Source organism: Solirubrobacter ginsenosidimutans, from assembly GCF_027587205.1.
Genome location: NZ_JAPDOD010000018.1, coordinates 86,121 through 106,970, shown reverse-complemented (window position 1 = coordinate 106,970; position 20,850 = coordinate 86,121). Strand labels below are relative to the sequence as shown.

Annotated in this window: 20 protein-coding genes; 7 read left to right on the top strand and 13 right to left on the bottom strand. The window is 70.8% G+C overall.

What is annotated here, in order from left to right; translation table 11 throughout:
- The first annotated feature begins 60 nt into the window (after positions 1-60).
- Entirely contained in the window at positions 61-1,884 is a 1,824-nt protein-coding gene (gene typA / locus OM076_RS19255; RefSeq protein ID WP_270041675.1) for a translational GTPase TypA, read from the top strand.
- Between the two features lie 34 nt (positions 1,885-1,918).
- A complete protein-coding gene (locus OM076_RS19250) occupies positions 1,919-3,622 on the top strand; it encodes a PAS domain-containing protein (RefSeq protein WP_270041674.1) in 1,704 nt (567 codons plus the stop codon).
- A gap of 118 nt (positions 3,623-3,740) precedes the next feature.
- Here OM076_RS19250 and OM076_RS19245 read toward each other — a convergent pair whose 3' ends face one another.
- Together OM076_RS19245 and OM076_RS19240 are read right to left on the bottom strand one after the other, a co-directional pair.
- On the bottom strand, positions 3,741-6,131 hold the full coding sequence (locus OM076_RS19245) for an FtsX-like permease family protein (protein WP_270041673.1): 2,391 nt from the start codon (positions 6,129-6,131) through the stop codon (positions 3,741-3,743).
- Positions 6,128-6,886, bottom strand: a complete 759-nt coding sequence (locus OM076_RS19240; protein ID WP_270041672.1) for an ABC transporter ATP-binding protein — start codon at positions 6,884-6,886, stop codon at positions 6,128-6,130. Before OM076_RS19240 ends, OM076_RS19245 begins: the two co-directional genes overlap by 4 nt.
- A gap of 156 nt (positions 6,887-7,042) precedes the next feature.
- On the opposite strand from OM076_RS19240, the gene OM076_RS19235 reads away from it, so the two are divergent.
- Together OM076_RS19235 and OM076_RS19230 are read left to right on the top strand one after the other, a co-directional pair.
- Complete coding sequence (locus tag OM076_RS19235; RefSeq protein WP_270041671.1) at positions 7,043-9,451, top strand: sensor histidine kinase; 2,409 nt, start codon at positions 7,043-7,045, stop codon at positions 9,449-9,451.
- The gene (locus OM076_RS19230) at positions 9,448-10,116 is read left to right on the top strand and encodes a response regulator (RefSeq protein ID WP_270041670.1); all 669 of its coding nucleotides are present in this window, start codon (positions 9,448-9,450) and stop codon (positions 10,114-10,116) included. The genes OM076_RS19235 and OM076_RS19230 overlap by 4 nt, the downstream gene beginning before the upstream one ends.
- Here OM076_RS19230 and OM076_RS19225 read toward each other — a convergent pair.
- The 7 genes from OM076_RS19225 to OM076_RS19195 all read right to left on the bottom strand — a co-directional run bounded on the left by OM076_RS19225 (position 10,113) and on the right by OM076_RS19195 (position 15,677).
- Positions 10,113-10,343, bottom strand: a complete 231-nt coding sequence (locus OM076_RS19225) for a hypothetical protein (protein ID WP_270041669.1) — start codon at positions 10,341-10,343, stop codon at positions 10,113-10,115. The two genes, OM076_RS19230 and OM076_RS19225, sit on opposite strands and share 4 nt — an antisense overlap.
- A gap of 47 nt (positions 10,344-10,390) precedes the next feature.
- Positions 10,391-11,344, bottom strand: a complete 954-nt coding sequence (locus tag OM076_RS19220; protein WP_270041668.1) for a sulfate/molybdate ABC transporter ATP-binding protein — start codon at positions 11,342-11,344, stop codon at positions 10,391-10,393.
- Positions 11,341-12,111 carry a sulfate ABC transporter permease gene (locus tag OM076_RS19215; protein WP_270041667.1) on the bottom strand — a complete coding sequence of 257 codons (771 nt, stop codon included), beginning with the start codon at positions 12,109-12,111 and terminating at the stop codon, positions 11,341-11,343. Before OM076_RS19215 ends, OM076_RS19220 begins: the two co-directional genes overlap by 4 nt.
- Positions 12,108-12,929 (bottom strand): sulfate ABC transporter permease subunit CysT, encoded by an 822-nt coding sequence (gene cysT / locus OM076_RS19210; RefSeq protein WP_270041666.1) that lies wholly within the window; start codon positions 12,927-12,929, stop codon positions 12,108-12,110. The genes OM076_RS19215 and cysT overlap by 4 nt, the downstream gene beginning before the upstream one ends.
- Before the next feature lie 4 nt (positions 12,930-12,933).
- Positions 12,934-13,962, bottom strand: a complete 1,029-nt coding sequence (locus OM076_RS19205; RefSeq protein ID WP_270041665.1) for a sulfate ABC transporter substrate-binding protein — start codon at positions 13,960-13,962, stop codon at positions 12,934-12,936.
- A gap of 96 nt (positions 13,963-14,058) precedes the next feature.
- Positions 14,059-14,520 (bottom strand): RrF2 family transcriptional regulator, encoded by a 462-nt coding sequence (locus tag OM076_RS19200; RefSeq protein ID WP_270041664.1) that lies wholly within the window; start codon positions 14,518-14,520, stop codon positions 14,059-14,061.
- Between the two features lie 20 nt (positions 14,521-14,540).
- Positions 14,541-15,677, bottom strand: a complete 1,137-nt coding sequence (locus OM076_RS19195) for a branched-chain amino acid ABC transporter substrate-binding protein (RefSeq protein WP_270041663.1) — start codon at positions 15,675-15,677, stop codon at positions 14,541-14,543.
- A 290-nt stretch (positions 15,678-15,967) separates the two neighbouring features.
- Between OM076_RS19195 and OM076_RS19190 the strand changes: the two genes are divergently transcribed.
- Positions 15,968-16,735, top strand: a complete 768-nt coding sequence (locus OM076_RS19190) for an exodeoxyribonuclease III (protein WP_270041662.1) — start codon at positions 15,968-15,970, stop codon at positions 16,733-16,735.
- Here the strand turns inward: OM076_RS19190 and OM076_RS19185 are convergent.
- Both OM076_RS19185 and OM076_RS19180 read right to left on the bottom strand, forming a co-directional pair.
- Positions 16,705-17,268: a histidine phosphatase family protein gene (locus tag OM076_RS19185; RefSeq protein WP_270041661.1), complete on the bottom strand. Its 564-nt coding sequence runs from the start codon at positions 17,266-17,268 to the stop codon at positions 16,705-16,707. The two genes, OM076_RS19190 and OM076_RS19185, sit on opposite strands and share 31 nt — an antisense overlap.
- Complete coding sequence (locus tag OM076_RS19180) at positions 17,265-17,909, bottom strand: M14 family zinc carboxypeptidase (protein WP_270041660.1); 645 nt, start codon at positions 17,907-17,909, stop codon at positions 17,265-17,267. The genes OM076_RS19185 and OM076_RS19180 overlap by 4 nt, the downstream gene beginning before the upstream one ends.
- A gap of 23 nt (positions 17,910-17,932) precedes the next feature.
- Between OM076_RS19180 and OM076_RS19175 the strand changes: the two genes are divergently transcribed.
- Entirely contained in the window at positions 17,933-19,045 is a 1,113-nt protein-coding gene (locus OM076_RS19175) for an FAD-dependent oxidoreductase (RefSeq protein ID WP_270041659.1), read from the top strand.
- Here OM076_RS19175 and OM076_RS19170 read toward each other — a convergent pair.
- Positions 19,020-19,616, bottom strand: a complete 597-nt coding sequence (locus OM076_RS19170) for a class I SAM-dependent methyltransferase (RefSeq protein ID WP_270041658.1) — start codon at positions 19,614-19,616, stop codon at positions 19,020-19,022. The two genes, OM076_RS19175 and OM076_RS19170, sit on opposite strands and share 26 nt — an antisense overlap.
- A gap of 23 nt (positions 19,617-19,639) precedes the next feature.
- Here OM076_RS19170 and OM076_RS19165 point away from each other — a divergent pair, with 23 nt between their 5' ends.
- Positions 19,640-20,302: an HAD family hydrolase gene (locus OM076_RS19165; RefSeq protein ID WP_270041657.1), complete on the top strand. Its 663-nt coding sequence runs from the start codon at positions 19,640-19,642 to the stop codon at positions 20,300-20,302.
- Here the strand turns inward: OM076_RS19165 and OM076_RS19160 are convergent.
- Positions 20,279-20,848 carry a uracil-DNA glycosylase gene (locus OM076_RS19160; RefSeq protein WP_270041656.1) on the bottom strand — a complete coding sequence of 190 codons (570 nt, stop codon included), beginning with the start codon at positions 20,846-20,848 and terminating at the stop codon, positions 20,279-20,281. The genes OM076_RS19165 and OM076_RS19160 overlap by 24 nt on opposite strands.
- Positions 20,849-20,850 lie beyond the last annotated feature (2 nt).

Genomic DNA, 20,850 nt, shown 5'->3' with positions numbered 1-20,850 from the left:
ATACACACGACGTATACGCACAGCGCATACTCGTGACTCTTCTATCTTCCTTCGCCGCTCATGGCTCTCCGCTCAGACCTCAGAAACGTCGCGATCATCGCCCACGTCGATCACGGCAAGACCACCCTGGTGGACGCCATGCTCTGGCAGTCCGGCGCCTTCCGCGACAACCAGGACGTCAACGACCGCGTGATGGACTCGATGGATCTCGAGCGCGAGAAGGGCATCACGATCCTCGCCAAGAACACGGCGGTCCGTTACGAGGGCGTGAAGCTCAACATCATCGACACGCCTGGCCACGCCGACTTCGGCGGCGAGGTCGAGCGCGGGCTGAAGATGGTCGACGGCGTGCTGTTGCTCGTCGACGCCTCCGAGGGCCCGCTGCCGCAGACCCGCTTCGTCCTGCGCAAGGCGCTCGAGGACAAGCTGCCGGTGATCCTCGTGGTCAACAAGGTCGACCGCCCCGACGCCCGCATCTCCGAGGTCGTCGACGAGGTCTACGAGCTGTTCATCGACCTCGGCGCGTCCGAGAGCCAGATCGAGTTCCCGATCGTCTACACGAACGCCAAGGCCGGTTGCGCCTCGCTCGTCACGACCGATCCCGGGACGAGCCTGAAGCCGCTGATGGACACGCTGCTGGACACGATCCCGGCGCCGGAGTACGAAGAGGGCCACCCGCTGCAGGCCCACGTCACGAACCTCGACGCCTCGGCGTACGTCGGCCGCCTCGCGATCTGCCGCGTCCGCAACGGCACGATCAAGAAGGGCTCCCAGGTCGCCTGGTGCAAGGCCGACGGGACGATCACCTCGTCGCGCATCTCCGAGCTCTACATCACCGAGGCGCTGGATCGCGTCGACGCCGCCGAAGCCGGTCCGGGCGAGATCATCGCCGTCGCCGGCATGGCCGACATCACCATCGGCGAGACGCTGGCCGACCTCACCGACCCGAGGCCGCTGCCGGTCATCACGGTCGACGAGCCGTCGATCAGCGTCACCATCGGCATCAACCTCTCCCCGCTGGCCGGCAAGGACGGCACCAAGCTCACCGCCCGCCAGATCCAGGACCGGCTCACCGCCGAGACGATCGGCAACGTCTCCATCCGCGTGCTCGACACCGAACGCCCGGATGTCTGGGAGGTCCAGGGCCGCGGCGAGCTGCAGCTGGCGATCCTGGTCGAGATCATGCGCCGCGAGGGCTTCGAGCTCACCGTCGGCAAGCCGCAGGTCGTCATCCGCGACATCGACGGCAAGCGCCACGAGCCCGTCGAGCGCATGACGATCGACGTGCCCGAGGAGTACGTGGGCGTGATCACGCAGATGCTCGCCCTGCGCAAGGGCCGCATGGAGCAGATGATCAACCACGGCACCGGCTGGGTCCGGATGGACTACCTCGTCCCCGCGCGCGGGCTGATCGGCTTCCGCACCGAGTTCCTCACCGACACGCGCGGCACGGGCCTGCTGCACCACGTCTTCGAGGCGTGGGAGCCGTGGGCGGGCGACATGCGCCTGCGCCCGACGGGCTCGCTGGTCGCCGACCGCACCGGCAAGACCGCGAGCTTCGCGCTGTTCAACCTGCAGGAGCGCGGGTCGCTGTTCGTCGAACCCGGCGAGGACGTCTACGAGGGCATGATCGTCGGCGAGAACGCGCGCCAGGAGGACCTCGACGTCAACGCCATCAAGGAGAAGCACCTCACCAACGTGCGCTCCTCGACGTCCGACGTCCTGATCCGGTTGGTCCCCGCCCGCAAGCTCTCGCTCGACCAGGCGCTGGAGTTCGTCCGCGAGGACGAGTGCGTCGAAGTCACGCCGCATTCCGTACGAATGCGCAAGGTCGTGCTGGAACAGGTCGAGCGTGTCCGGGAAGCCCGTCGTCTCAGGGCGTGATTCCCCGCCTACACTAGGGCCGCAACTGGCACAGATGCCCATCGGCCCCCCGAAGTTCGAGGACTTGCTCGAGGCTGCTCCCGACGCCATGGTGGGGACGGATGCCTCTGGCGTTGCCGTGTTCGCGAACGAACGGGCACGGGCGATCCTCGGTCGCGACCCGGTGGGTGAGCCGCTCGGCGAGCTCCCCGCCGGCCTCGACGTGACGACGCACCCGATGGGCGACTACGAGCTGGTCGTCCTGCGCCACGCCGACCCGCGGGCGCTGCGCGCGGTGCTCGACAACACGCCGGCAGCGATCTTCCTCAAGGACCCCGACGGGCGCTACCTGCTCGTCAACCGCGCGTTCGAGATGCTCCACGGCCGCCCGGCGGTGGAGCTCGTCGGCCGGCTGGACCGCGACGTGCTGCCGCCGGACATCTCCGAGCGCATGCGCGTCGACGACCTGCGCGTGATGTCCGACCGGCGGCCGATCGAGCTGCAGGAGGAGGTCCGCCACGGCGACACGACCCGGACGTTCCTCTCGGTCAAGTTCCCGCTGATCGACGACGACACGGGCGACCTCTACGGCATCGGCGGCGTCGCCACCGACATCACCCACCACAGCCGCCTGGAGGCGCGCCTGCGGGAAGCGCAGCGCCTAGAGGCGGTCGGGCAGCTCGCGGGTGGCGTCGCGCACGACTTCAACAACCTGCTCGCGGTGATCGCCAACTACGCGCAGTTCGTCCGCAAGGAGCTCACCGACGGCTCGCGCCCCGCGGGTGACATGGACCAGATCATCACCGCGTCGCGGCGCGCGAGCGAGCTGACGCGGCGGCTGCTGCTCTTCAGCCGTCGCCAGTCCGGGACGCCCGAGGTGCTCTCCCTGCGGCGGGTGATCGAGGGCGTCGAGTTGCTGCTGCAGCGCACGCTGGGCGACGAGATCGACCTCACCGTCGAGTGCGACGACCGGCTGTGGGACGTCGAGGCCGACCGCAGCCAGCTCGAACAGGTGCTGATGAGCCTGTCGCTGAACTCCCGCGAGGCCATGCCCGACGGCGGGCAGTTGATCATCAAGGCCGAGAACGCCGTCATGCGCGACCAGACCAGCCCGTCCTCGCGCGCGGTTCGGCTGACCGTGCAGGACACGGGCCGCGGGATGGCGCGCGAGGTGACCGCCCACGCCTTCGAGCCGTTCTTCACGACCAAGGCGGTCTCCGGCCACGGCGTCGGGCTCGGGCTCGCGACGGTCTACGGCATCGTCACCAACGCCCGCGGGCGGATCGAGCTCGCGTCCGAGCCGGGCGAGGGGACGACCGTCACCGTGCTGCTGCCCGCGGTGCGGCGGGCGAGCGACGACGAGCCTTCGTCCTCCGCCCCGCGCGGGAGCGGCGAAACCGTGCTGGTGGTCGAGGACGCCGACGCCGTGCGGGTGCTGACGGGCCGGCTGCTCTACGCCGCCGGCTATCAGGTGGTGTCGGTCGAGTCCGGCGCGGTGGCGCTGGAACGCCTGGACGCCGCCGACGTGCTCGTCACCGACGTCGTGATGCCGGGGATGAGCGGCGTCGAGCTGGCCGTGGCCGCCCGCGAGCGCCGCCCCGACCTACCCGTGGTCTTCGTCTCCGGCTACACGGGAGACACGACGATCGCCGGCTCCGACGACCCGGCCACCGCGTTCCTGGCGAAGCCCTTCGACGGCGACGACCTCCTCCGCGCCGTCCGCTCCACGCTCGACGGCGCCCGCACCCGCAGCGCCTAAAGGGCCCCTAAGGGGTCAGACCCCTTAGGTTGCCTTTAGGTCGAAACGGCTCTACACGGGCCGTTTGAAACCTAAGCGCGAGATATGGGGCCAGACCCCTTAGGTGGGGTTTAAGTTGTCATTCGTAGGCCAGGGCCTTGAGGATGTCGATCCGTGCGGCCCGGCGGGCGGGTAGGGCGGCAGCGATCACACCCGCGAGGGCGGCGATGATCGCCACGGCGACGAGGCTCGGGGCGGGGACCGCGTAGCTGAGGCCGTACTGGCCGAGCCAGGCCACGACGCCGGCGGCGAGCACGAGGCCCGCGGCGATCCCGAGCACCGCGCCGATCAGGGCCGTGATGACGCTCTCGTGGCGCACCATCCGGCGCACCTGGCGGCGGCTGAAGCCCAGCGCGCGCAGGGTGCCGAGTTCCCGCGTGCGCTCGAACGTCGACAGCACGAGGGTGTTGACGATGCCGAACAGCGAGACGATCACGGCGAGCGCCAGCAGCACCCACAGCACCGCCAGGATCTGCCCGATCCACGCGGTCTGGGAGTCGATGAAGGCGTCCTTGCCCTCGACCTTGGCGTTCGGGAAGGCCGCGAGCGCCTTGGCGACCGCATCCGGCGGCCCGTCGACGAACGTGAGGCGGTTGCGCTGCTGGTCGAACGCCGTGTCGTACGCGGCGTGCGAGATCGTGATCGGCCCGAGGCTGAGCACGTCGAACGCCGGGGACTGCTCGATCGCGCGCACGGTCAGCTGCAGCTGCTTCCCGCGCATAGAGGTGATCGCGAACGACGAGCCGACGCCGAGGCCATGCTCCTTGGCGAAGCCGTCGTTCACGATCGCCCCGTCACCTCCGAGAGTTGAGAGTGCCTCTGGGCCTCCCTCCTTCCAGTCGTAGTTGAACAGCCGTGCGATCGATGCCGGATCGACGGCGTTGATGCCTTCCTGTTTGCCGAACACGAGTGCGCCGTCCTGGCGCAGCGAGCTGACACTTTCCACACCGGGCGCCGCTTTGACGGCCTGCTCGACCTTGGGATCGATCGGCGACCAGCCGTCGGACGCGGTGACGATCGAGCGGGCCTGGACCGTGTCCGCGAGCTGGCCGCGGCCCTGGTCCTGCAGGCCCTGGGCGACGATGGTGACCGCGGTCACGAGCGCGACGCCGATCATCAGCGCACTGGCGGTGACGGCGGTGCGGCCGGGGTTGCGCATGGCGTTGTCGCGGGCGAGCCGGCCGGCCGCCCCGCCGAGACCGGCGGCGGGACGACCCACGACGCCCGCCACGCCGCGCACGGCGCGGGCGAAGAGGCGGACCCGGACGGGCGCCGTGCTGTCGCGCAGCGCGGCGACCGGGGCGATCCGCGTGGCGCGCCGTGCGGGAATGGCGGCGGCGAGGATCGTCGTGAGCGTGCCCACGAGCAACGACACGACGATCGTGCGCGTCGCGAGCTCGAGGCCTTCCGCGGGCAGGTCCATGCCGAGCGCGACGAAGATCTGGTTCAGGCCGGCGGCGAGCCCGAGGCCCACGCCGATCCCCAAAGCTGAAGCGAGCAGGCCCACGAGCAGCGCTTCCAGCAACACGCCGAAGCGCACCTGGCGACGGGTCGCGCCGACCATCCGCAGCAGCCCGAACTCCTTCGTGCGCTGCGCGACGGTGATCGAGAGCGAGTTGAAGATCGTGAACGCTCCGACCAGCACGGCCACACCCGCGAACGCCAGCAGCACCGTCCGGATGATGTCCACGAACAGCTCGAGCGAGTCGAAGGTGAAGCGGTCGTCGTCGGCCGCGCTGCGGAGCTCCGCGGTCGGAACGGCGGCGTGGATCGACGCGCGGATGTCCGAGCGCTTGTGCGCACCGACGAGGATGCGGTCGTAGCCGTCCTTGACGAACAGCGTCCGCGCGGTCTCGAGGTCGAAGATCGCCGCGCTCGCCTTGCCGAGCGACTTGACGTCGGCGAAGTTCGCGATGCCGGTGACGGTCACCGTCTCCGCGTCGCCGCGGGCCGCGACCTTGATGCGGTCGCCGACCGCATAGTGCTCCGACGACGCGGTCGCGCGATCGATCACGACCTGGCCGGGCCCGGTCGCCCACGCGCCGTCGTACAGGCGGAACGGCGTCAACCGCTCCGCCCCCGGGGTCTTGGCGTCGAACCCGACGCCGAAGTACGGCCCGGTGCCCACGGGCTTGCCGTCGGTCCCGATGATCTGGGCGGTGTCGGTGATGTCACCGACCGCGAGGGCGACGCCCTGCGCGTGGCGAACCTGCTCCAGTGCGCCGGCGGAGATCGTCGGCGCCTGCGCGCGCACGTCGGCGGTCTGGGACCCCCGGAAGGCGGTCTTGGTGACCACGACAGCGTCGGTGCCGTCGTAGGCGGCGTGGGTGAGCGAATCCGCCGCGCCGCTCATCGTGTCGGTCAGCGTGTAGGCCGCGCAGACGAACGCGACGCCCACGACGATGGCGAGCGTGGTCAGCGCCGTTCGCACCGGGCGAGCGGCCAGTCCCTTCAGTGCGACGCGGATCATGCGCGCGCGGCATCTTTCATCGCGTCGAGGATCTGCTCCTCGGTCGGGCCGGAGAGATCGGCCACGACGCGGCCGTCGGCGAGGAACAGGACGCGGTCGGCGGTCGCGGCGGCGCGGGCGTCGTGCGTGACCATGACGGTGGTCTGGCCGTCGACGTCGGACGCGCTGCGCAGCAGCTCGAGCACACCCGCGCCCGCCGCGGAGTCCAGGTTGCCGGTCGGCTCGTCGGCGAAGAGCACGGTCGGGGTGCAGATCAGCGCGCGGGCGACGGCGACGCGCTGCTGCTGGCCGCCGGACAGCTGCGCGGGCTTGTGGTCGCGGCGCTCGGCGAGCCCCATCTTCTCCATCAGCTCGTCGACGACGTCACGCTCGGGCTTGCGGCCGGCGATCGCCAGCGGCAGCAGCACGTTCTCCTCCGCGGAGAGCGTCGGGAGCAGGTTGAAGGACTGAAAGACGAAGCCGATGTGCTTGCGGCGCAGGCGGGTGAGCTCGCGGTCGGACATGCGGGTGATGTCCTCGCCGGCGATGTGGACGGCGCCGGCGTCCGGCGTGTCGAGCCCCGCGAGCAGGTGCATCAGCGTGGACTTGCCCGAACCCGACGGACCCATGACGGCGGCGAACTGGCCCTGCGGCACCTCGATCGAAACGCCCCGCAGCGCGCGAACCGCGCTGCCGCCTTCACCGTACGTCCGGGTGAGGGCGGTGGCGGAGACGGCGGCGAGCTCAGTTTCGGGGAGGAAGGCGAGAGCGGTCATTGACGAGAAAGCTCCCAGGCCGAAGGTCTCGCGTCGTCGGCCCCAGTGAGGATTGTCGATCCGCACGAGGACGACGGCGGGTCATCCTCAGGGATGACGCGGAGATCGTCCCGTTTGACGAGGACATACGGGTAGCCGCACGTCAGACTTCCCCGGATGCTCGCCCGCCTTCGATCGCGCCTCCCGGTCGTGATCGGGGTGGCGCTGGCGCTCGAGTTCTGGGCCGAGCTCGCCTTCGCAGTGCCCGCCGGCACGCCGTACCGCGGGCTCGCCGCGCTGCTGCTGGGTGCGCTCGCGCTGGCGTTGGTCGGCGGCCGCCGCGCGCCGCTCGCGGGCGCGCTGGTGACGTTCGGCGCGCTCGCGCTGCTCCCGGTGCTCTCGCCCACCTACTACGAGGAGATGTTCCTGCCGTTCGCGAGCCCGTTCGTCGCGGCCTACTGGTTGGGCGCGCACGGCTCGCGCCGCGCCGTCACGCTCGCGCTGGCCCCGTGCACCGCCCTGTGCCTGGCCGGGACGCTGCCCTACGACGATGACGCGACCCTCACCGGCGGACTCTTCACCGTCGCGATCTCGCTCGTCGCGCCGATCGTGGTCGGCCGGCTGCTGCGCTCGCGCGCGGCGCTCAACCGCGCGCTGCGCGAGAAGGCCGCGCTGCTCGAGCGCCACAGCGAGGACGCCGCCGGCCGCGCGGTCCTGGACGAGCGCACGCGGATCGCGGGTGAGCTGCACGACGTCGTCGCCCACGCGCTGAGCGCGATGACCGTGCAGGCCACCGGCGCGCGCCGCCTGGCGTTGACGCGGCCGGAGCTCGCCCGCGCGGCGTTCAGCGCGATCGAGAGCGCCGGCCGCGAGGCGCTGGACGAGCTCCGCCGCCTGCTTGGCGTCCTACGTCAGGAGGATGGCGAGCGGTCACTCGCGCCGCAGCCGTCGCTCCGGCACGTCCACTCGCTCGTGCGCCGGACGGCCGCCGCGGGCCTCCCCGTGTCCCTCAACGTCGAGGGCGAGGAGCGCGAGCTGCCCGCGGGCATCGACGTCACCGCCTACCGCGTCGTGCAGGACGCGCTGGCCGCGGCGCTGGAGGTCGGCGGCGCGGGCCGGGCGGAGGTCCGCCTGCGCTTCATGCCGGGCACGCTGGAGATCACCGTCCGCGACGACGGGCCGGCCGCCGCGGGCCGCGAGCTGATCGGCATCCGCGAGCGGGTCACCCTCCACGGCGGCCGCTTCTCCTCCGGCGCCCGCCGCACGACGTGGGGCCACGTCGTCCGCGCGACGCTCCCGCTTGACGGCGGCACGGTGCCGCAGGCCGACGAGCCGTCCGAACCGTCCTGCGAGCTGTCCCAGCGCCGCGACCGCGCACTCCGCGGCCTGCGCACGGCAACACCGCGCGTCGTCTTCTCCTCACGCTTCTTGCGCCGCCTCTCCCGCGCGGATCTCTTCGACGCGACCGCGGCGGCCATGGTCGCCCTGGTCGGCGTCGTCGAGGTCGTGATCGCGCCGCATCGCGAGGGGTCGCTGCTCGCGAACGTCGTGCTCGCGCTCGGCTACACGCTGCCGCTCGCGTGGCGGCGGCGCGCGCCGATCCCCGCCGTCGCGGTCACGATCGCCGCGGTGCTGACGATGTCGGTCGCGCTGACGCCCGTCAATCACCTCTTCGCACCGTTCCTCGTCGCGCTCTCGCTCGTCTACGCCGCCGCGGCCTACCGCGACGGCCTCGAGGCCTACGCGGCGCTGGTGCTGATCGTCGCGGCGATGCCGGCGATCGTCGCCACGTTCGACGAACACACCGCCGGCGATTACCTCTTTCCGCCGCTGATCGGCGTTCTCGCCTGGCTCGCCGGTCGCGTCGTGCGCTCGCGGACGCGGCTCAGCGCGCAGTTGCACGAGACCGCCGCGCGGCTCGCGGAGGCCAACGAGGACGCGCAGCGCGAGGCGGCGGCCGAGGAGCGGCGGCGGATCGCGCGCGAGATGCACGACCTCGTCGCTCACTCGATGAGCGTGATGGTCGTGCAGGCCGGCGGCGCGCGGCGCATCCTGGACCGCGATCCGGCCCGCGCGCTGGAGGCCGCCACCCGCATCGAGCGCGCCGGCCGCGAGGCACTCGGTGAGATGCGCCACCTGCTCGGCGTGCTCAACGGCACCGACCAGCCGCCGGCGCTCGCGCCGCAGCCGAAGCTGGCCGAGATCGGTGAGCTCGTCGGTCACGCCCGCGCGGCCGGGCTGCCCACGGTCCTGGAGTTCCGCGGGGAGCGCCGCGAGCTGCCCGCCGGCCTCGACCTCGCCGCGTTCCGGATCGTCCAGGAGGCCCTGACCAACGCGCTCAAGCACGCCGGCCGAGCGCCCACGACCGTGATCGTCGACTGGTCGGACGAGCAGGCGCTGACGCTCGAGATCCGCGACCACGGCGGCACGCCGCAACCCAAGAACGGCGCCGGCCACGGCCTCGTCGGCATGCGTGAGCGCGTGAAGCTCTACGGTGGCGAACTCGACACCGGCCCCGCCGACGGCGGCGGCTGGCGCGTCCGCGCGACCTTTCCCATGACGATGAGAGAACTGAGCCCAGCTTGAGCATCCGCCTCCTGATCGCCGACGACCAGGCGCTCGTGCGCGCCGGCTTCCGGATGATCCTCGACGCCGAGGACGACCTGGAGGTGGTGGGCGAGGCGACCGACGGGCTCGACGCCGTCGAGCAGGTCCGCCGCCTGAAGCCCGACGTCGTCCTGATGGACATCCGCATGCCCGAGCTGGACGGGATCGAGGCCACGCGCCGCCTGCTCGCCGAGGCCGGCGAGCACCAGGTGCGGGTCCTGATGCTCACGACCTTCGACCTCAACGAATACGTCTACGAGGCACTGCGCGCCGGCGCCAGCGGCTTCCTGCTCAAGGACGTGCCGCCGGAGCAGCTCGCCGCGGGAATCCGCGTCGTCGCGCAGGGCGAGGCGCTGCTCGCGCCGTCGATCACCCGCCGGCTGATCCAGGAGTTCGCCGCCGCCTCCCCCACGCCGCCCACGCCGCCGCCTGGGCTGAGCGAGCTGACCGCGCGCGAGCTGGAGGTCTTTCGCTGCGTCGCGCGCGGGCTCTCCAACGCCGAGATCGCAGCGGAGCTCATCGTCTCCGAGACCACCGTCAAGACCCACGTGGCACGGCTGCTGATGAAGCTCGGGATCCGCGACCGCGTCCAGGCCGTGGTGCTGGCTTACGAGTCCGGGATCGCGGTCCCCGGCAAGAGCTAAGCCACCTTGGCCGACTCGCCTCGCCCGGGGGGCGCGACGGACGTCCCGACGCCCCAGCCGAAGCCGGGCTCTGGCCGCCCGTCCTTCATCAGCTTGACGCGGCCGGCACCGTCGCACACGTAGCAGTGCGACGTCTCCCGGTACGTCTTGCTGTGGTGGACGATGACCTTTCCCAGCCCGCGGCACTGCAGGCACATACGTACGCTCGATCCGTCAAACAACCCCATGGCCGGCAAGGTTATCTGACTTTTATGGAGAAACCCTGACCTATCCGCTAGGCCGCCAGCGCCGTGCCTCCGGCGGTCCGCAGCCAGACGATGTCGCCCGCGGTGAGGTCCAGCTCCTCGGCCTCGGTGCGGGTGAGCTGCGCGAACACCGGCTCGCCTTCGGGCAGGACCAGCTCCACGCGGACCTCGAATCCGAGATAGCTCACGCGGCGCACCTGGGCCTCGCGGCCGCCGCTGTCCGGGTCGGCGTCGATCGCGATGTCGTGCGGGCGCACGAGCGTGCGGTCGAAGCGCGCGACCGGCCCGAGGAAGCCCATGACGAACTGGTTCGCGGGGCGGTCGTAGAGCTCGCGCGGCCCGCCGACCTGCTCGATGTGGGCGTTGTCCATGACCGCGATGTTGTCGGCGATCGACATCGCCTCCTCCTGGTCGTGGGTGACCAGGAGCGTCGTCACGTGGACCTCGTCGTGCAGACGGCGCAGCCACTCGCGCAGCTCGGCGCGGACCTTCGCGTCCAATGCGCCGAACGGCTCGTCGAGCAAGAGCACCTTCGGCTCCACCGCGAGCGCCCGCGCCAGCGCCATGCGCTGCCGCTGGCCGCCGGAGAGCTGCTGCGGGTAGCGCGTGGCGAAGCCGGCGAGACCGACGATCTTCAGCAGCTCGTCCACGCGCGAATCCACGCGCTCCTTCGGCGTCTTGCGGATCTTCAGCCCGAACGCGACGTTGTCCTGCACGGTCATGTGCTTGAACGCGGCATAGTGCTGGAAGACGAAGCCGATGCCGCGCTTCTGCGGGGCGAGGTTGGTGACGTCGTCGCCGTGGATCGTGACCGTCCCGGTGTCGGCGTGCTCGAGCCCGCCGATGATCCGCAGCAGCGTCGACTTGCCCGAGCCCGACGGGCCGAGCAGCGCCGTCAGCGACCCGTCGGGGATCTCCAGCGACACGTCGTCGAGGGCGACGAAGTCACCGAAGCGCTTCGTCACATTGGACACGGTGATCATGCTCGCCTCCTCTGAAGCGTGGTCATCAAGATTAAGGTCAGGACCGCCAGGAACATCAGGACCGTCGAGGCCGAGTAGGCGCCGAAGGCGTTGTGATCGTCGATGTAGCGCGCGTGCACGAGCAGGGTCAGCGTCTGCGACTCGCCGGCCACGCCGCCGGCGACCACCGTCAGCGCGCCGAACTCGCCGAGCGAGCGCGCCACCGTCAGGACGACGCCGTAGGCGACGCCGACGCGGATCGCGGGCAGCGTGATCCGCCAGAACGTCTGCCACTTCGAGGCGCCGAGCGTGGCCGCGGCCTCCTCCTGCTCGGTGCCGATCTCGTGCAGCACCGGCTCGACCTCGCGTACGACGAAGGGCAGCGTCACGAAGGTCGTCGCGAGCACCATGCCGGGGAGCGAGAAGATCACCGGGATCGCGCCCCCGAGCCAGCCGTCGTTGCCCCAGAAGAGGATCAGCGCGACGCCGACGATCACCGGCGAGACCGCGAACGGCAGGTCGACGACCGCCTGCAGCAGGCCCTTGCCGGGGAAGTTCCCGCGCGCCAGTGCCAGCGCCGTCACCAGGCCGAAGACCACGTTGAGCGGCACGACGATCGCCACGATCGTCAACGACAGGCTGATCGCCGAGATGCTCGCCGGGGTCGAGACCGACTCCCAGAACGCGGCGAAGCCGTGCTCGAACGTGCGGTAGAAGATCATCGCCAGCGGGACGAGGACCAGCGCGCCGAGGTATGCGAGCGCGCTGTAGCGCAGGACGTACTTCATGTCACGTTCCTCCGCGTCGTCAGGAGCCGCAGCGAGAAGAGCACGGCGAACGAGATCAGCAGCAGCACGACCGACACCGCCGCGGCGCTCGCGGGGCGGTCGATCTCGATCTGCTGGGCGATGTACTGCGACGCGACCTCGGTCTGCTTCGGGATGCCGCCGCCGATCAGCACGACCGACCCGAACTCGCCGACCGCGCGGGCGAACGCCAGGCCGGCGCCGCCGAGCAGCGCCGGGTAGAGCGCGGGCAGGATGATCTGGCGGAAGATCGTCCAGCCGCCGGCGCCGAGCGAGGCGGCGGCCTCCTCGGCCTCGCGGTCGACCTCGATCAGCACCGGCTGCACCGAGCGCACGACGAACGGCAGCGTCACGAACGCCAGCGCGATGATCAGCGCCGGGCGGGTGGCGTAGAGATCCAGGCCGATCGGGCTGCGCGGCCCGTAGAGGCTGAGCAGCACGATGCTCGCCACGATCGTCGGCAGCGCGAACGGCAGGTCGATGATCGCGTTGACGAAGCTCTTGCCGCGGAAGTCGTCGCGCACCAGCACCCACGCGATCAGCGTGCCGGTGACGACGTTGATCAGGGCGACGATCGCCGAGATCACGACGGTGATGATCAGCGCCGCGAGCGCGGCGGGAGCGGTGATGGCGTCGATGAACGCGCCCGGCCCGTCGCTGAAGGCCTTCGTCAGCACCGCCGCGAGCGGCAGCAGGACGATCAGGCTCAACCACAACGACGCGACGCCGAGCCCGATGGGCCCGACGCCGCCGCCGGTCGTCGACTTCGCCCTGCGCCGTGGGAGCGCGAGCGCCGCCATCGGGCTAGCTCGTCGCCTTGTTGTAGATCTTGGCCACGGAGCCGTTGTCCGGGTCGAAGAGCTCGTCGTTGACCTTGCTCCAGCCGCCCAGGTCGTCGATCGTCCAGAGCTTCTCCGGCGCCGGGAAGTCCGCGGTGAACTTGTCGAACACCGTCGTGTCGACCGGGCGGAAGCCCGCCTCGGCCCACGCGGTCTGACCCTCGGGCGAGTACATGAAGTCCAGGAAGGCCTGCGCCTGCGCCTTGTGCTTGCTCGTGTTGACCACGGCGACCGGGTTCTCGATCTTGAACGTGTGGGCGGGCGTGTGGTGCTCGATGTCCTCGCCGGCGCGCTCGTTGAACAGCGCCTCGTTCTCGTAGGAGAGCAGCACGTCGCCGGTGCCTTGCAGGAACGTCTCGGTCGCCTCGCGGCCGGACTTGGGCTGGACCTTGATGTGGTCGCCGATCAGCTTGGAGAGGTAGTCGAGGCCGGCCTGCGGGTTCTTGCCGCCGTCGGACTTGTCCGCGTAGGGCGCCAGCAGGTTCCACTTGGCGCTGCCCGAGGAGAACGGGTTCGGGGTGACGACCTCGACGCCGGGCTTGAGCAGGTCGTCCCACGTCGTGATGTGCTTCGGGTTGCCCTTGCGGGTCACGATCGTCACGACCGACCAGAACGGGATGCCCTTGTGCTCGTTCTGGTTCCAGTTGTCGTCGACCTGGCCGGACTTCACGAGGCGGGTGACGTCGGGCTCCAGCGAGAAGCTGACGACGTCCGTGGGCAGGCCGCTCTCGACCTTGCGCGACTGGTCCCCGGAGGCGCCGTAGGACGCGCTGAACGTGACGCCCTTGCCCGCGGGAGTCTTCTCGAACAGCGGGATCACCTTGTCGAAGCCCGGCTTGGGCACCGAGTAGGCGACGAGCGAGAGCTTCGCCGACGCGCCGCCGCCGGCGGCCTTGGGAGCGTCGCTGCTGGTCCCGGCCTCATCGCTGGCACCGCCGCACGCCGCCACTACCAGGGCGAGGAGGAGGACCGCCAGGGTGGTAGGGGTCTTCACGAAAGAGCTCCTTCGAATATGGCAAAACCCGACAAGGGTTCGCCATATTAGACGAAGACCACTAACCCGATGGGATTTCTATCTATTAGATCATGTTCAGCGCGTGTGCCAGGCGTCGGGATCGTCCGCGAGCGCGTCGACGCTCTCTGGGAGCGCCCCATGCGCGAGATCCGCGAGCGTGACGTGCTCGACGACGTCGCGCAGGTTCTTGCGCACCGCGATCCACACCCGCTGCAGCGGCTCGGCGGGCCCGGCGTAGCTCACGCCCTCTGGTCGCTCGCCGCGCACGGCGGCGAGCGGGCCGTCCACGGCACGGATCACGTCGGCGACGGTGATCTCGCTCGCGGGGCGGTTCAGCTTGTGCCCGCCCTCCGCCCCGCGCACGCTCTGGACGAGTCCGGCGTGGCGCAGGTCGGAGAGGATGTTCTCGAGGAACCGCTGCGGGATCCCCTGGGCAGTCGCGATCGATTCGGCGCGGACCGGCGCGCCCGTGTCCTGGGCGGCGGCGAGTTCGGCAGCGGCACGCACCGCATAGTCAGCCTTGGCGGAGACCTTCACCCGCGCATTGTGCCGCAGGCTCAGCCGGCCTGGGCCTTGATCGTCTTGTCGAACTGCAGGTTGCCGTTCTTGATCGAGTAGACGCCGTAGTCGGACAGCGAGGTGTCGCCGTTCTTGTCGATCGAGTAGGTCCCGAGCACTGAGTTGCGGTCCTTGGTGGCGAACAGCGCCTTGATCACGTCGGCGCGATCCCCGGTCTTGGAGCGCTTGATCGAGTCCAGCGCGAGCTCCATCGCCTCGTAGCCGTAGATCGCGTACGGATCCGGGTTGGCCTCGTTGTACTTCTCGGTGTAGGCCTTGAAGAACTCCTGCCCCTGCGCCGGATACTCGTCGGGCGAGAGCGTGGCGATCGTGACCTTGGTGCGATTGGCCACGGCCGTCGGCAGGCCGTCCTTCGTGCTGGCGAACGTCGTGTCGGCGACGCCGTCGGGCCCATAGAGCTTCGCGGTGGGCAGCGCCGCCGCGAAGTCCTTGAACACCTGCGCCGCGTTGTTGGCCGTGATCCCGGCGAAGACCATGCAGTCGTCGCCCGCGGACTTGGCGTTCTGCGCGAGCGAGCGGTAGTTGGGCGCGTTCTTGTCGATCGCCTCGTTGGAGGAGATCGTCAGGCCCTGCGCCTTCGCCGAGGACTCGATGTTGCTGGCCAGGCCCGCGCCGTAGACCTCCTTGTCGTTGAGCAGTTGGACCTTGGTGCAGCCGTCCTGCTTCATCAGCGTCGCCAGCGCCGCGCCCTGGATCGTGTCCTTGGGCACGATGCGGGCGAACGTCCGCTGGCCCGTCGGGTAGTACTTGTCCGGCTCGCCGGGGGTCGCGCCCGGCTCGTTGGTCGTCAGACCGACGGCGGTGTTCGACGGGCTGATCTGTGCGATCCCGGCCTCGTTGAGGATCGGGATCGAGACGGCGCTGCCGCCCGAGTTGAACTCACCGAGGTAGACGGCGGTCGACTTGTCCTGCGCGGCGGTGCGAGCGTTCGCCGAGGTCTGCTCCGGCGTCCAGGTGCCGGCCTGGGCGGTCGAGTCGTCCAATGGCTTGTAGGTGACCGAGATGTTCCCGGCCTTGCCACCGGCCTGCTCGAGCGCGAGTTTGGCGCCGTTGACCGCGGCCACCGACGGCGCGCGTCCTGCGCCCTGCAGCGGATACGACGAATAGATGGTCACCGACTTGGGAGCCGCGGCGGTTCCCGCAGGGGCGCCGCTCTTGTCGCTCGAATCGCTGCCACAGGCTGCGACACCGGTTCCGAGCATGACTACGAGGCAGCCTGAGGCCGCCATGGAACGTGAAATCATGAAACCCCCTCCAGACAGGGATCGTTCGATTCCATCGTCGCCACGATGCTTTGGGATCCGGTGAGGGTGATGTTGTCCGCGCGTTAGCCGTGGTCTCGAACACGACGTGGCGCAGGTGGAGGAGCCTCGTCGCGCCGATTGTGGAAACTCTGTGGATCTCCATGAAGATCGCCACCTGGAACGTCAACTCGCTCAACGTGCGGATGCCGCGCGTGCTCGAGTTCCTCGACCTGCACGCCCCGGACCTGCTGTTGATGCAGGAGACCAAGGTCGACCCCGACAAGTTCCCCGACCTCGCGTTCGCCGAGGCGGGCTATCACGCCGTCCACCACTCCGCCGGCCGCTGGGCGGGCGTCGCCATCGCCGCGCCGGCGGCGACCGAGCTCACCGACGTCCGCACCGGGCTCGACGGCGAGCCGGACGCCGACGAGGCGCGCTGGCTGGAGGCGACGGCGGGAACGGTTCGGGTCATCACCACCTACGTCCCCAACGGCCGCGCCGTCGACACACCGTTCTACGAGGGCAAGCTGCGTTTCCTCGACGCCGCGGCCGAGCGCGTCCGCGCCCTCTCAGCCGGCGAGCTGGTGGTCGCCGGCGACTTCAACGTCTGTCCGAGCGACCTCGATGTGTACGACCCGGCGGCCTTCGTGGGCGAGACCCACGTCACCCCCGCCGAGCGCGAGCGCTTCCAGGCGCTGCTCGACGCAGGCACCGTCGACAGCTTCCGCGAGCTGCACACCGACGAGCCGGGCTTCACGTGGTGGGACTACCGCGCCGGGCACTTCCACAAGAAGCTGGGGCTGCGGATCGACGCGATCCTCGCGTCTCAGGCGCTCGCGGGGCGGCTGACGGAGTGCGGGATCGACCGCAACTTCCGCAAGGGCCCCAAGCCCTCCGATCACGCCCCGCTGATCGCCGAGTTCCAATGAAGCAGGACGCGGTTCTCGCGCTCGAAGCCGAGCTCTGAGAGCGAGGCGGTGTCGAGCGCGAAGCTGGCGCCGTACTCGGGGGGCAGGCCGACCCAGCGGGCCGCGAGGATGCGCAGGATGTGGCCGTGGGCGAACAGCGCGACGTCGCCGTCGGCGGCCAGCGCCCGCTTGATCGCGCGGTCGGCGCGCGCGCCCGCCTGCGCGAGCGTCTCGCCGCCCGGCGAGCCGTCGACCCACAGCGACCAGCCCGGCCGCTCGGCGCGGATGTCCTTGGTCGTGCGGCCCTCGTAGGAGCCGTAGTCGATCTCGGCGAGGTCGGGATCGATCTCGGGCGTGAAGCCGGCCAGCTCGGCGGTCTCGATCGCCCGCCGGCGGGGCGAGGCGAGCACGAGCGCGAACTCGCGCCCCTTCATCCCCCCGCCCAGACGGGTCGCCGCCTCCCGCCCACGCTCCGTGAGCGGCAGGTCGGTGCGCGACGTGTGCTGCCCGGAGGCGCTCCACTCGGTCTCGCCGTGACGAGCCAGGACGATCATCGATACCTCCGCGCGAGAGCCAACACCGCGGCGACATGCTTGCGCACCGGCGCGGCGCCCGCTTTCAGCTCCACCACGAACGCGCTGCCGTCGCGCACCAGGTGGTTCTCCCAGCCGATCGCCGTCCCCCGGTAGTCGGGCAGCGAGCGCAGCGGCAACCCGGTCCGGCGCGCGTACTCGCGCTGCACCGCCGGGTCGGCCCCACGCGCCCGGACGGTGATCCCCAGGTGCTGGTGGTAGTAGATCGCCAGCTGCGGCCGCACCCGCCGCACCAGCCGCATGATCGCCCGCGTCTCCGGCTCCGACCCGGCCTTGCGTCCCGGGAAGTAGGTGCCTTCGGCCCCGGGGCGCCACCGCCACGGGAAGTTGCGGTTGAGATCGACCCCGCGCGCGTTCTGCCGCGTCCCCGCCGCCCGCCCGTCCGGGTTCGCCGTCCGCACGAGCCAGAACGTGACGCCGTCGACGTCTTGCTTGCGCAGCGCGGCGACGATCGCCTCACCCGCCGGCTCGTTCCCATGGACATCACCGACCACGAGCACGTTCACCGCCGCGCCCTCATCCCCGACCCGCGTCGCCCGGATCTCACGCCCCTGGACGGAGTGCCCGATCACGAGCGAGGCGAGGGCGGCGACGGCGAGCACGAGCGGGTTGTAGCGTCCCGCCGATGGAACGCGTCGTGATCGTGGGAGCGGGGACGTTCGGGGCTTCGCTGGCGTGGTGGCTCGCCGGCCGCGGCGACGAGGTCGTGTTGGTGGATCAGTTCGAGCCGGGGGATCGGCGGGCGACGTCGGGCGGGGAGACGCGGCTGATCCGGTCCGCGCACGGGGCGGATCCCGACTACGCCGGGATGGCCCGGCGCGCGCGGACGCTGTGGAAGCAGCTCGAGGGCGAGTCCGGCGTCGAGCTGCTCCAGGAGACCGGCGTGAGCTGGTTCGCGCACGGCGAGGACGGCTGGGAGGCCGAGTCCGAGCGCACGCTCAAGGCGCTCGACATCCCCACCGAGCGCTGGTCGGTCGAGGAGGCGTCAAGGCGCTTCACGAGCTTCGACGGCAGCGACCTGGCGTGGGTGCTGCACGAGCCCGAGGCGGGTGTGCTGCGCGCGCAGAAGTCGATCCGGACGCTGGTCGCGCAGGCGCAGGCGCGCGGCGCGCAGCTCGTCCAGGGCCGGGCGATCCCCGAGGGCGAGTACGCCGTGGTCAACGGCGCGGCGCTCGAGGGCGACCGCGTCGTCTGGAGCTGCGGTCCCTGGCTGCGCCAGCTCTTCCCCGCGCTCGTGCAGCTGAAGGTGACGCTGCAGGAGCTGTTCTTCTACGACGGCGGGGCGGGCTGGCGTAACGCGCCCGCGTGGGTCGACTACGACCGCGCGACCTACGGCACGCCCGACATCGACGAGGGCGGGGTGAAGATCGCCTGGGACCACGAGGGCCCGCCGATCGAGCCCGACGCCGACCTCCCGCCCGCCACCGAGGAGACCGAAACGCTCGCACGCGGCTACATGGCCGCGCGCTTCCCTGGCCTCGCGCAGGCGCCGCTCGTCGGGAGCCGGACCTGCCGCTACGAGCTGACCGTCGACAGCCACTTCATCGTCGCGCCCCACCCCGAGCACCCGTCGGTCTGGCTGGTGGGCGGCGGGTCCGGGCACGGCTTCAAGCACGGCCCGGCGCTGGCCGAGCGCATCGCCGGCGCCTGGAGCGGCAAGGCCGAGCTCCCCGCCCACTTCGCCCTCGGCGAGCGCGCCAAGGGCACCTCGTTCAGAAGCGCGGGATCGAACTTCTGACGGCCACGAACCACGGCCCGTCGTGCAGCACCTCGCCGCCCCCGATCTCGTCCAGCAGCCCGGCGGCGGTGAACCAGCGCTTGTAGACGGAGTGCGTGGAGCCGTCGTCGAGCACCCGCTCCTGCCAGTCCTCGGCCACGCTCTCGGGCCGGAGCGCCGAGTCCACGATCACCAACTCGTCACGGGGCAGCGCCAGGAAGGCCTCACGCTGGTCAGCATCGAGATGCCCGTAGAAGTGCGACGAGAAGATGCGCTCGAAGCCCGGTCGCGGCGCCAGCGCGTCACCCACCTCGAAGGCGCCGTCCTTGCGACGCGCCGCGGCGATCTCGATCATCGACGGGCTCTGATCGACACCGGACACCTCTCCCGGCAGATGACGCGTGAGGAACCCCGTGCCGCACGCCAGGTCGAGCGTCCGCGCCGGCGTCAGCGCCAGAACCATGTCGATCAGCGCCGACATGTCCTCGTACCACCCGGGCCGCTCGCGCTCTTCGAAGCGCCCCGCTCCCAACCACCAGTCGTCGTACTCCGCCGCCCGCTTCTCGTAGTAGGCCCGCATCGCCGCATTCATCACCCGCTAGCGTGGCAGGCCTGATGCCGGCACTGATCTTCGACCTCGACGGCACCCTCGTGGACACCGTGTACGCCCACGTCTTCGCTTGGCAGAAGGCGTTCCAGGAGGGCGGTCTGGCGATCGACGGGTGGCGCATCCACCGCAAGATCGGGATGAGCGGCGGGCTGTTCACGCGCGCCGCGAGCCGCGAGATCGGCCACGACCTCTCAGACGAGCAGGCGAGCGAGCTGCAGGACGTCCACGACCGGCTCTTCCGCGAGCTGCTGCCGCCCGAGGAGCGCCGCCCGCTCCCAGGCGCCGTGGAGATCCTCCAGACCCTGCGCAAGCGCGGAGTGACGCACGGCATCGCCACCTCCGGCCGCCGCCCCGGGATCGAGCCGAGCCTCGCGGCCCTGGGCGTGCCCGACGACATGGTCGTCGTCCAGCGCGGTGACGTCGCCCGCGCCAAGCCGGAGCCCGACCTGTTCATCGAATGCGCCCGCCAGCTCGGGGTCGAGCCGGAGGAGTGCTACGTGATCGGCGACGCGGTCTGGGACCTGCTCGCCGCCCGCCGCGCGAAGATGCTCAGCATCGGCCTGCTCTCCGGCGGCTACGGCGCCGACGAGCTCATGGGCGCCGGCGCCTACCGCGTCTACCGCGACGCCGCCGAGCTCAAGAGCTCACTCGACGAACTCGGGGTCTAGCAGCCTCGCGCCGAGCGCGCGGGCGTCCTCGAACAGGGTCGCCTTCAGCGTCTGGTTGTACATGGCGGCGGCCGGGTGGTAGAGCGGGAAGAGCCGGCGGCCGCCGGCCTCAAGGACGCGCCCGTGCACCTCGCCGATCTTCGCCTCCGGCGCGAAGTGCTTCAACGCGTGGCGCCCCAGCGGGACGACCAGCCGCGGCCGGATGATCGCGAGCTCGCGCTCGAGCCAGGGCATGCAGTGCGCGACCTCGGGCGCCTTCGGGTCACGGTTCTTGGGCGGGCGCGCCTTGACCACATTGGTGATCCAGACGTCCTCCCGCACCAGCCCCGCCTCGCCGATCAACTCGTCCAGCAGACGACCCGCGCGCCCCACGAACGGGCGCCCCAGCGAGTCCTCGGTGGCGCCGGGAGCCTCGCCCACGAACATCAGCGGCGCCGCGGGGTTCCCTTCTCCGGGGACCATCCGCGCCGCCGTCTCGCACGGCTCGAAGCCGCACCCACGATGGGCGAGGATCTCGTCACGCAGGATGAGCAGGTCGGCCTCCACGA

Coding starts and splice junctions, on each gene's coding strand:
- typA (WP_270041675.1), top strand. CDS start 61: ATGGCTCTCCGCTCAGACCTCAGAAACGTCGCGATCATCGCCCACGTC.
- OM076_RS19250 (WP_270041674.1), top strand. CDS start 1,919: ATGCCCATCGGCCCCCCGAAGTTCGAGGACTTGCTCGAGGCTGCTCCC.
- OM076_RS19245 (WP_270041673.1), bottom strand. CDS start 6,131: ATGATCCGCGTCGCACTGAAGGGACTGGCCGCTCGCCCGGTGCGAACG.
- OM076_RS19240 (WP_270041672.1), bottom strand. CDS start 6,886: ATGACCGCTCTCGCCTTCCTCCCCGAAACTGAGCTCGCCGCCGTCTCC.
- OM076_RS19235 (WP_270041671.1), top strand. CDS start 7,043: ATGCTCGCCCGCCTTCGATCGCGCCTCCCGGTCGTGATCGGGGTGGCG.
- OM076_RS19225 (WP_270041669.1), bottom strand. CDS start 10,343: ATGGGGTTGTTTGACGGATCGAGCGTACGTATGTGCCTGCAGTGCCGC.
- OM076_RS19220 (WP_270041668.1), bottom strand. CDS start 11,344: ATGATCACCGTGTCCAATGTGACGAAGCGCTTCGGTGACTTCGTCGCC.
- OM076_RS19215 (WP_270041667.1), bottom strand. CDS start 12,111: ATGAAGTACGTCCTGCGCTACAGCGCGCTCGCATACCTCGGCGCGCTG.
- cysT (WP_270041666.1), bottom strand. CDS start 12,929: ATGGCGGCGCTCGCGCTCCCACGGCGCAGGGCGAAGTCGACGACCGGC.
- OM076_RS19190 (WP_270041662.1), top strand. CDS start 15,968: ATGAAGATCGCCACCTGGAACGTCAACTCGCTCAACGTGCGGATGCCG.
- OM076_RS19185 (WP_270041661.1), bottom strand. CDS start 17,268: ATGATCGTCCTGGCTCGTCACGGCGAGACCGAGTGGAGCGCCTCCGGG.
- OM076_RS19175 (WP_270041659.1), top strand. CDS start 17,933: ATGGAACGCGTCGTGATCGTGGGAGCGGGGACGTTCGGGGCTTCGCTG.
- OM076_RS19170 (WP_270041658.1), bottom strand. CDS start 19,616: ATGAATGCGGCGATGCGGGCCTACTACGAGAAGCGGGCGGCGGAGTAC.
- OM076_RS19165 (WP_270041657.1), top strand. CDS start 19,640: ATGCCGGCACTGATCTTCGACCTCGACGGCACCCTCGTGGACACCGTG.